9 protein-coding genes and 3 pseudogenes are annotated in these 8,782 nt (G+C 35.5%); 4 read left to right on the top strand and 8 right to left on the bottom strand.

Annotation, left to right across the window (positions count from 1 at the left end; genetic code table 11):
- A pseudogene (locus tag HT719_RS03320) lies at positions 1-491 on the top strand (XRE family transcriptional regulator); the annotation flags it as partial.
- A 462-nt stretch (positions 492-953) separates the two neighbouring features.
- Here the strand turns inward: HT719_RS03320 and HT719_RS03315 are convergent.
- The gene (locus HT719_RS03315; RefSeq protein WP_023941497.1) at positions 954-2,162 is read right to left on the bottom strand and encodes an ATP-binding protein; all 1,209 of its coding nucleotides are present in this window, start codon (positions 2,160-2,162) and stop codon (positions 954-956) included.
- 404 nt (positions 2,163-2,566) lie between these two features.
- On the opposite strand from HT719_RS03315, the gene HT719_RS03310 reads away from it, so the two are divergent.
- Positions 2,567-2,743, top strand: coding sequence for a hypothetical protein (locus HT719_RS03310; RefSeq protein WP_000050748.1), 177 nt, complete (start codon positions 2,567-2,569; stop codon positions 2,741-2,743).
- A gap of 400 nt (positions 2,744-3,143) precedes the next feature.
- Positions 3,144-5,357, top strand: coding sequence for a TIM-barrel domain-containing protein (locus HT719_RS03305; protein WP_172928228.1), 2,214 nt, complete (start codon positions 3,144-3,146; stop codon positions 5,355-5,357).
- Between the two features lie 221 nt (positions 5,358-5,578).
- Here the strand turns inward: HT719_RS03305 and HT719_RS03300 are convergent, their stop codons facing one another.
- Genes HT719_RS03300 through HT719_RS03275 form a run of 6 tightly spaced genes read right to left on the bottom strand, consistent with a single transcriptional unit; the run spans position 5,579 to position 7,999 of the window.
- Positions 5,579-6,055 (bottom strand): glutathione peroxidase, encoded by a 477-nt coding sequence (locus HT719_RS03300; RefSeq protein WP_172928227.1) that lies wholly within the window; start codon positions 6,053-6,055, stop codon positions 5,579-5,581.
- Positions 6,052-6,630 (bottom strand): DUF3278 domain-containing protein, encoded by a 579-nt coding sequence (locus HT719_RS03295; RefSeq protein WP_172928225.1) that lies wholly within the window; start codon positions 6,628-6,630, stop codon positions 6,052-6,054. Before HT719_RS03295 ends, HT719_RS03300 begins: the two co-directional genes overlap by 4 nt.
- A gap of 26 nt (positions 6,631-6,656) precedes the next feature.
- Positions 6,657-6,983, bottom strand: coding sequence for a hypothetical protein (locus HT719_RS03290; RefSeq protein WP_050208529.1), 327 nt, complete (start codon positions 6,981-6,983; stop codon positions 6,657-6,659).
- Between the two features lie 10 nt (positions 6,984-6,993).
- Positions 6,994-7,236, bottom strand: coding sequence for a hypothetical protein (locus HT719_RS03285; protein ID WP_000711738.1), 243 nt, complete (start codon positions 7,234-7,236; stop codon positions 6,994-6,996).
- A 10-nt stretch (positions 7,237-7,246) separates the two neighbouring features.
- Positions 7,247-7,789 (bottom strand): DUF3278 domain-containing protein, encoded by a 543-nt coding sequence (locus tag HT719_RS03280; RefSeq protein WP_172928223.1) that lies wholly within the window; start codon positions 7,787-7,789, stop codon positions 7,247-7,249.
- 15 nt (positions 7,790-7,804) lie between these two features.
- Positions 7,805-7,999: a helix-turn-helix transcriptional regulator gene (locus HT719_RS03275; protein ID WP_001082472.1), complete on the bottom strand. Its 195-nt coding sequence runs from the start codon at positions 7,997-7,999 to the stop codon at positions 7,805-7,807.
- Between the two features lie 207 nt (positions 8,000-8,206).
- Here HT719_RS03275 and HT719_RS03270 point away from each other — a divergent pair.
- Positions 8,207-8,623, top strand: a pseudogene (locus tag HT719_RS03270) (helix-turn-helix domain-containing protein); the annotation flags it as partial.
- A 2-nt stretch (positions 8,624-8,625) separates the two neighbouring features.
- Here HT719_RS03270 and HT719_RS03265 read toward each other — a convergent pair.
- Positions 8,626-8,782, bottom strand: a pseudogene (locus HT719_RS03265) (IS630 family transposase); the annotation flags it as partial.

Genomic DNA, 8,782 nt, shown 5'->3' with positions numbered 1-8,782 from the left:
ATGACAGTAAGTGTGAGGCAATTTCTTCATTGGAAAATATATTATTAAAAGTCTCTTCAAATACTCTGATTTATTTAAAGGCCTTGAATACTCTATCTAATTTCTATTCCTTAGTGGGTCGTGAACAAGAATATGAGGCAAACTACTCTCATTTGATGGAGTTATATCAGACAAAAAATTTTGAGCATCAAGAGTTTTTATTTGGCTACATCAGAGTTCGTTACAACTACGCTCACTACCTAGTATCAAAGGAAAAATATAATGAAGCCATCCAAGAAGCTCTTGAAACGATTGAACTCTGTAAACAAAGACAGACAAGCTACCAATTGGCTCCTCTACTTATTCTTGTAGGAAATGCTGGAGCCAAATTTCTAGACAGAGAACAAGTCAAAAATTATTATATAGAAGCAAGAGAGTTATGTAAGATTTATAACAATCCTTTAATGTTGATGAAGATAGAAAATTATTTGAAGGAACTAGATGCTGTTTAGTTTATCTTGATATTGGAGTGTTACTTAAACATTAAATAGCCTGTAAGGCTGATAGTTAGATTAATACTATCAGCCTTATGATTATGTGACTATTAGTTCGTCTCGCTCCGTTAGGTGCGAGACAAAAAAACCACCCGCTATGCGGGTGCAGTTCATTCAACACCTGATAGTATGCGTTTTTTAGGGTTTTAAAGACTGATTGCTCAGTCTCTTTTTCATTATAATTCAGTTATAATTTAATCTTATTTGAGAAAGTGGGTGATGCTATTCTCTAATAAGACTATGATATTAATTTTTGATAGTACTTCCAGAAATTATAGATCCCCTTTCATCCCCAATTTCTATTTTCAAGTGTCCGTATTATATAGCGTATTCGAAGTTCACTATATCTTGTTAGGATTTGGGTAGAATCATTGATAACAGACTGTTGCAAATCTAGCTAGCTGCATGATTTATATTTATCTATTTTTCTAGTAACCAATCTATGATATTTTTCTTCTCAATACCATTGTAATTTGCTGTTGGCTGAATCGTATCCATTGTTAATAGATATTTTGGGAATTGATCTTTAATGGCTTCTAGTGGTCTAAGTTCTCTTTCTAGTGTTTCTGGAGCAAGTGTTGTTTCACTGACCTGATAATAAGCGTAGTGACCAAGATCAGTTACAACAACAAAATCAACCTCATATTTATCTAAATTACCAACATATACTTGTGAATATCTACGTCTCAATTCCAAATACACAATATTTTCCAAGATATGTCCAATGTCTTCTTTGTGGTCTGGTAATAAGAGATGTCGTAAACCTAAATCAACGGGATAGTATTTTTCTAAGCGTTGTAATAATGCTCTGCCTTTTACATCAAAACGTGGAACGGAATAAAAAAGTAAACTGTCTGTCAAAGTCGTCAAATAATTTTCCAAAGTATTATGGGATATTGAAACATTTTGGCTGACTAGGGTATTGCGAATCTTATTTGTTGATATTAAGCTACTCGTACTACTGAGAAGGGTTCGGACAATGCGCTCAATAATAGTAGGATTTGGATTTCCCAATCTAGTGACAATGTCATTTAACAGTATGGAGTTATATATTCCTCTGAGATAGTCAATTTTTTCAGCGTAAGATGATGTTTGCAATAAGTAAGGGAAAGCACTAAAGAGATAATTGTTAAAAATTTCTGTTGTATTCAGATTCTCTGAGAGAGATTGACCTGATAGGTATTCTTCAAATGATAAAGGAAGAACCTCTATCTCAACATACCGACCAGTTAAGTTTGTTGCTAATTGGCTGCTCATAAAGTAGGCGTTTGATCCAGTCAAATAGAGGTCAACATTTGGTAGGATGAATAGGCTATCTGCAACTAGTTCAAATTTTTCAACATGTTGAATTTCATCTAAAAAGATATAGTATGTTTTCTCCCCAACTAACTGCTCTTTTATATAAGCGAATAATGTTTGAAAATGTCGCAGATCATAGTAACTCAAATCTTCGAAATTGATGGATATAATCTGATCCTCGTCTACCCCAGTTGCTAGTAACTCTTCTTTATAGAGTTGAAAGAGAACAGATTTACCAGCTCGTCTAACTCCACTAACAACTTTGATGATTTGTCGGTCACGATGTCTTCTTAAAAAGTCTAAATAATGTGGTCTTTTGATATAGTTCATAATAGATACCTCAAAGATAGTATAATACAAATAGAAATTATTTTCAAATATTTAGAAATAATATTTAATTTGTTTGATTATTTCTAATTGTTTAGAAATAATATCTGGAACTATTTAAATATCTTCAAGATAGAAAAAGAAATTGTACTTGTTGATGTTGAATCATTTGTGTTAACAAGTCATTTAGAAGCATTTAAGAAATTAGTGAAATGAAAAACTCATGGCAGAACAAATTGTTGGGTATATGGTCTATTACTAACAACTACTGCTAGTTTATGAGATAGATATTTAATTATTCTCGGATAAATAGGATAAGCGTGCTGAAAACTTAGATATGACAAACAAAATAAAATTTTTAAAAGCTACAGAGAAACATGGTATAATGTATCTAAAGGAGGTAGCATATGTCCTTAGATATAGATAAAGAAAAGATGACAATCATGGGAATAGCTTTTGAAAACAGATCCGTTTTTAAGAGTGTTTGGTATGCTTTAAGTACAAATATGATTGAAGGATGGCGACCTACGGTTAGTGATGTTGAAAAATTACGAGATGAAGCTCTTGCTCTGGGGATGACTTAATGAAGCGCAACTGTTATGAATCTTATGACTATGTTGATCCGGATAATTTATATACCGATCCGGGTTCTTCAGTTCTAAGAAATAAGCAGGAAGGAAAAAAGCATGTGAGCTTGAATATCGTATGATTGCTAGTAAGAGTTTGAAATTATTTATCAATCCTATCTTAGTTAATAGTTTAAAAGTAGTTTGTTTCACAACTGCATAAGCTTAGAAAAGTTGAAAAGTGATAACTCTTTAATAAACTCTTGGTTTGTTAAAAGATATTTTGTCCACTACATTTTTTCAATTGACTATTATTTGTCATAGATATAACAGATAGAACATTGCATTCAGAATAATGAAAAACGCATCAAAAATGGTGCGTTCTGTTTTTATGCTATCATAAAAGGAGGAAAACAAATTGAAAATTTTTAAGGGAGAGTTTTATCGAATCTCTGTATTAACAGACAAGCTAGTAAGGTTAGAATACTCTCGAACTGGAAATTTTGAGGATAGAACGACACAACTTATCTATAATAGAGATTTTGGCCAAGTTTCGTTAGATTATATCGAGACATCAAACGTACTAGATATTATGACGGACTATTTTCATCTGCACTTTAATAAGGGAGAATTTAACGCCGAAAATCTATTTATAGAATTAAAAGGAAATTTTGCCGTATATGGTAGTCGCTGGTATTTTGGTGAATCTATTGAAACATTAAAAGGAACAGCTCGGACTCTGGATGAGGCAGATGGAGCAATCACGTTAGAAGATGGAATTATTAGCAGAAATGGTATAGCCTTATTGGATGATTCTCAAGGATTTATTTGGGATGAACAGTCTGGTTATATTGAGAGAGAAAATCAAATTGACCTCTATTTCTTTGCCTATGGGCATGATTATAGAGGAGCAATCAGAGACTTTTACCATTTGACTGGTTCAACACCCTTGTTGCCAAGATATGCTTTAGGGAATTGGTGGAGTAGATATTGGCCTTATACGTCGGATGAATACTTGGATTTAATAGACAGATTTAAAACAGAGAACATTCCATTATCTATCGGTGTGTTAGATATGGATTGGCATATAACTGACATTCCAGCTCGTTTTGGAAGTGGCTGGACAGGATATAGTTGGAATAAAAACTTAATACCTAATCCAGAACAGTTATTGCAACAACTTCATGATAGAAAGTTAAAACTCTCCTTAAATGTCCATCCTGCTGATGGTATACGGGCTTATGAAGAAGCTTATCCTCAAGTCGCAAAACGATTGAGGTTAAATGTAGAACTAGAAGAACCTGCTATTTTTGATTTTTTTAATCCTTCTTTTAGGGAAGCTTACTTTAAAGATGTTCATTATGAGCTAGAAAAGCAGGGAGTAGATTTTTGGTGGATTGACTGGCAACAAGGGACACAAGGCATGTTGGATCCACTGTGGCTTTTAAACCATTATCACTATCAGGATAGTTGTAAAAATGCAGAAGGTGGTTTGATTTTATCAAGATATGCAGGTCCTGGTAGTCACCGCTACCCTGTTGGTTTTTCAGGGGATACTATTATTAGTTGGAATTCCTTAAGATTTCAACCTTATTTTACAGCGACAGCATCTAATATCGGTTATAGTTGGTGGAGTCATGATATTGGTGGACACATGCTGGGGAATTATGACGAAGAGCTACAAACTAGATGGCTACAGTTTGGCGTTTTTAGTCCAATAACTCGATTACATAGTTCTAGAAGTCCCTTTAATAGTAAAGAACCTTGGTTTTTTTCAGAAACAACATCTAAGATTATGAAGAAATACCTTCGTTTGAGACATCAGATGATTCCATATCTATATACCATGAATGTAAAGACGCATGAGGAAGGTGCCCCATTAATTAGCCCAATCTATTATTTCTACCCAGAGAATGATGAGAGCTATAATGTTCCAAATCAATACTTTTTTGGAACAGAACTGATGGTGGCTCCCATTGTAGAAAAGATGGATTTGGCATTCCAATCTGCAAAAGTGGATGTATGGTTTCCTGAAGGTGAATGGTATGACTTCTTTTCAGAGAAAAAATACACAGGTGGTGTGAAGTTAAGTGTTTATAGAGACATTTCGACGATACCTGTGTTTGCAAAAAGTGGTGCAATCATTCCCTTGGTTGGTTCTGAGATAGATATGGGTGTTGATTTACCTGAAGTTGTAGATTGGTATGTATTCCCAGGCAAGCAACATTCTTTTGAAATGATTGAAGATCAAAATGGTCAAAGATATAAAACAAGATTATCAATCGACTGGGAAATGGGGATGGTAGAGTTAACATTACAAGGATATTCTAGTATCGTTCCAAGCAATAGAAAACATAGAATTCATTTTAAAGGAACGAATGTGTCTATAATTGAATTGCCAAATAAGAATGATACAGCTAGATTTGAATGGAAAGATCATAAAAGGATATCCCTAAATGACGAAGTTTTCAGACTACTAAAGACGGCTTCTCTTCCATATGAATTAAAAGATAGATTGTTAAATCAATTCATCAATGCCAAAAATTCTCATGAGTTAATGAATATCTTGCATCATCAGGATAAGGAATTGAGAGGGCGTTTGTTGGAAATGATATTTACTAGCGAAAACTAATTGAAATAATTAGAAAGTCATTTGTTTAGTGTATATGAAGCTTCGGTATGGTATTTGTTATCATTGGTCACATTGAAAATGTGAAATAAGCACCTACAACATAGACTTTACAACACTTCATGTTTCATATCATGGGGTGTTTTTCTATTTAAGTCAAAGCCAATCAAAAAATCTCACTATTCATCAGGCTAAAAGAAACCTAATCATAGTGAGATTGTGAATTATAGTAATTTTTGTATCGCCTCTTCAATTTGTTTGGGGTTTGTTTTTGAAGAGAAGCGTTCAACGACCTGCCCATCACGACCGATGAGAAATTTAGCGAAATTCCATTCGATTCGTTTTCCTAGTGGGCCAGATTTCTGGTCTTTCAACCAAACATGGAGGGGATCTGCTTCTTTGCCGTTGACCTTAATCTTGGCAAAACGTGGGAAGGTGGTTTGAAAATGTAGGCTACAGAAGGCGTTGATTTCCTCTGCGCTGCCGGGTGCTTGTCCCATAAACTGATTGCAAGGGAAATCCAATATTTCGAAGCCCTGATCTTGATAGCGTTCATAGAGTTCTTGAAGTCCTTGGTACTGGGGCGTTAAACCACATCCAGTAGCAGTGTTGACAACCAAGAGAACCTTACCACGATAGGTCTCTAGTGGAGTTTCTTGCTTGTCTTGGTTCAAGACTGAAAAATCGTATAGTGAAGTCATTGCTTGCTTTTCTCCTTCTGTTTGGTATTTTTAGGAGTTTTCTCCTCCTGTAGTGATAGAAATCCGTAGGTCAGGGTTCCAAAAATGCTACCGATAATCAGGCTATACATCAGGAAAGGAACACTTTTATCGAATTGCATGAGCAACTTCACAAAATCTGGAAGGGACATCTGCTGAACGAAGACTTTATGAAAGATGAGTAGGGTAAAGAAGCCAATCTGAAGGCCGATAAACACAATCCAACTTCGGAATTTGATTTGGCCTTTGCTGTAGGTTTTGAGGACAATTTCTGACTTGTCATCTTTTTCCAGCTGGAGTTCTTTGACGGCTCTCTGAGTTTTTAAGGTAATGAAAAAAATGAGTCCAAAATAGATGTAGGGTATAACATTTCGAACAATTTCTATAAAGCTTCCGAACAAAATATAGAATAGGAAGAGAATGAAGGAAGAGTAAAAGATTTGGATCATGGAACGGGCGCAAGCCTTGTAGATAACCTCTTGACGGCATTCATCAAAAGGCCCTTGGATATGAAAGAAATTTCGAAGTAGGCGAGTGGTTAAGTCTTCTTTGTTCATGCTAATAACCTCCTAAATGAGCAGTTTTACTGACTTTCTTTTACGAATTGATAGAGATAATAAAGATAAGTGATAGAAGAAATGCTAGCGATAGTCAGCAGTAAATAATATTTCCAATTGCCTGAGACGAGCATCAGTTGTGGCAAAGATAGAATCATAAAGCATAGTGCTAAGTTGAGTATGCGCGTTTTTGGGGAGTCAATCTTTAGATAAGTCAGTCCTTTGTTGAGGGCTGGAATAAAGACTAGAAGGAGGAATATCTCTCTGATTGGTAAGTCCCCTGAAATGATGATGAAGATGAGCAGAGAACTGAACAAAAGATGATAGGTAAGTAAAGTTACTAGTGATTTCATAAGTCACCTCTTAATCCTGGTCTTTTTTAGCTTTTGCAATGCGAAGTGAGTCGACAATATGTATCATCACTCCGAAAAAGAAAGCTCCCAGTATAGTTTTAAAAATATGTTTTGTATTTAGAAGAGAACTGATAAAATTTGGATTTTCACTTGTTAGGGTATCAATGAGTGGAATTATAAAAAATATCACTGTTCCATAAATCGAACCTGCTTTCAGACCAGGATAACGTAACTGTTTCTTTTCTTTTTTCATGAGTTTCCTCCTAATCCTCATCTTGATCTTTCTTAGTTTTTGCAATGCGACGGGAGATGATAATTTGTATAATCACTCCGAAGAAGAAAGACTGGAGAATACTAGAAAAAATATTTTTAAAAGCAAGAAGTGACTGAAGATAGTCCTGACTCTCACCTAGCAGTATATGGAGAAGAGGGGTTGAAAAAAAACTCATTAATCCATAGAGTAGACCTGCTTTCATACCAGGGTAGTGTAGTTGCTTGCTTTCTTTCTCGCTCAGCATATCTGGATCAATAGCTGTAATCCCTGTTTTTTTGGTTTGGGAGAGCACATAGAGAGCAGAAATCATCGAAATGCCGAATACCACAAGAGGATAGCCGATAGCGACAATTTGTGGGTATTTATAAGCGAGGACGACGGGGATGAGATTTCCAAATGTCATCAGATAAAAGAGGATGATAAAGACTTGATTACCAATACGATCAGCCTCGCGTCGTTTGTGTTCGTCAAGTGGTCCTGAAATGCCATAAATGCGTTTGATGAGTTTTTCCGTGAAGGTTTCTTTTTTCATAAGTTTGCTCCTTTTTTAAAAATCTTCCTCCCAAAAGAGACTGTTGAGGTCAGTTTGGAGGCTGCGGGCGAGATTGAGACAGAGTTCCAGGGTTGGATTGTACTTGTCGTTTTCAATCATATTGATGGTCTGTCTCGAGACACCGATATCCTTAGCGAGTTCGAGCTGGGAAATGCCCAGTTCCTTGCGAAATTCTTTCACACGATTCATCTGGTTTCCTTTCTGAAGTGTGTCGTATATATTTGACTATATTATAGTCTTTTAAACATAAAGTGTCAAGTATTTTTGACATATTTTTTGAAGAAATAGTAGTCTCCTTATCCGATTATCACATTAAAATGAAAGCTCTTCTAGGCATAAGAAAACACCTCTGTGTTATACTTGTTGTTCAACCACAAACACAAGAAAGGCACAGAGATGAAAAACCATTATACTACAAAAGCCAAACATTTGACAATCGATAGCCGTCGCTTAATCGAACGATGGAAAAAGGAAGGGAAATCAAATAGAGAAATCGCCTCTTTACTTGGAAAAGCTCCTCAAACCATTCACAATGAAATCAAGCGTGGGACAGTCCGACAATGTCTTGGAAAAGGACGCTTCAAAGAGGTTTATTCTGCCGACTATGCTCAACAGTCTTATGAAAACAATCGCAAGCGCTCGGTCAAGAAATCAAGCTTGACCAAGGAACTAAAGGAAAAGATTCTCCACTATCATAACCAAAAATTTTCGCTTGATAAGAAACAGGCTAGCACCAACTTTAAACCTGCTGGTCAATCCATCGAACAGCGGCCTGAAGCTATAAATCTTCGCTTGGAGAATGGGCATTATGATACTCAATCATTTTCAAAAAGCAACCTTGTCCATTGTCTGCTGACAGTGGACTTTAAAACGCTTTTTTCCAGTCCTTGAATAACTTCTTGAAGCTTATCAATGACGGCTTCCAATGTTTGGAAAGCCTTGTTTTTGAAACCTCGTTTTCGAATTTCTTTC

The sequence above is a fragment of the Streptococcus sp. k-378 genome (assembly GCF_013277505.1).
Taxonomy (GTDB): Bacteria; Bacillota; Bacilli; order Lactobacillales; family Streptococcaceae; genus Streptococcus; species Streptococcus pseudopneumoniae.
Note: the sequence above shows the minus strand (reverse complement) of the source record. Positions and strands in the feature narration are given on the sequence as shown.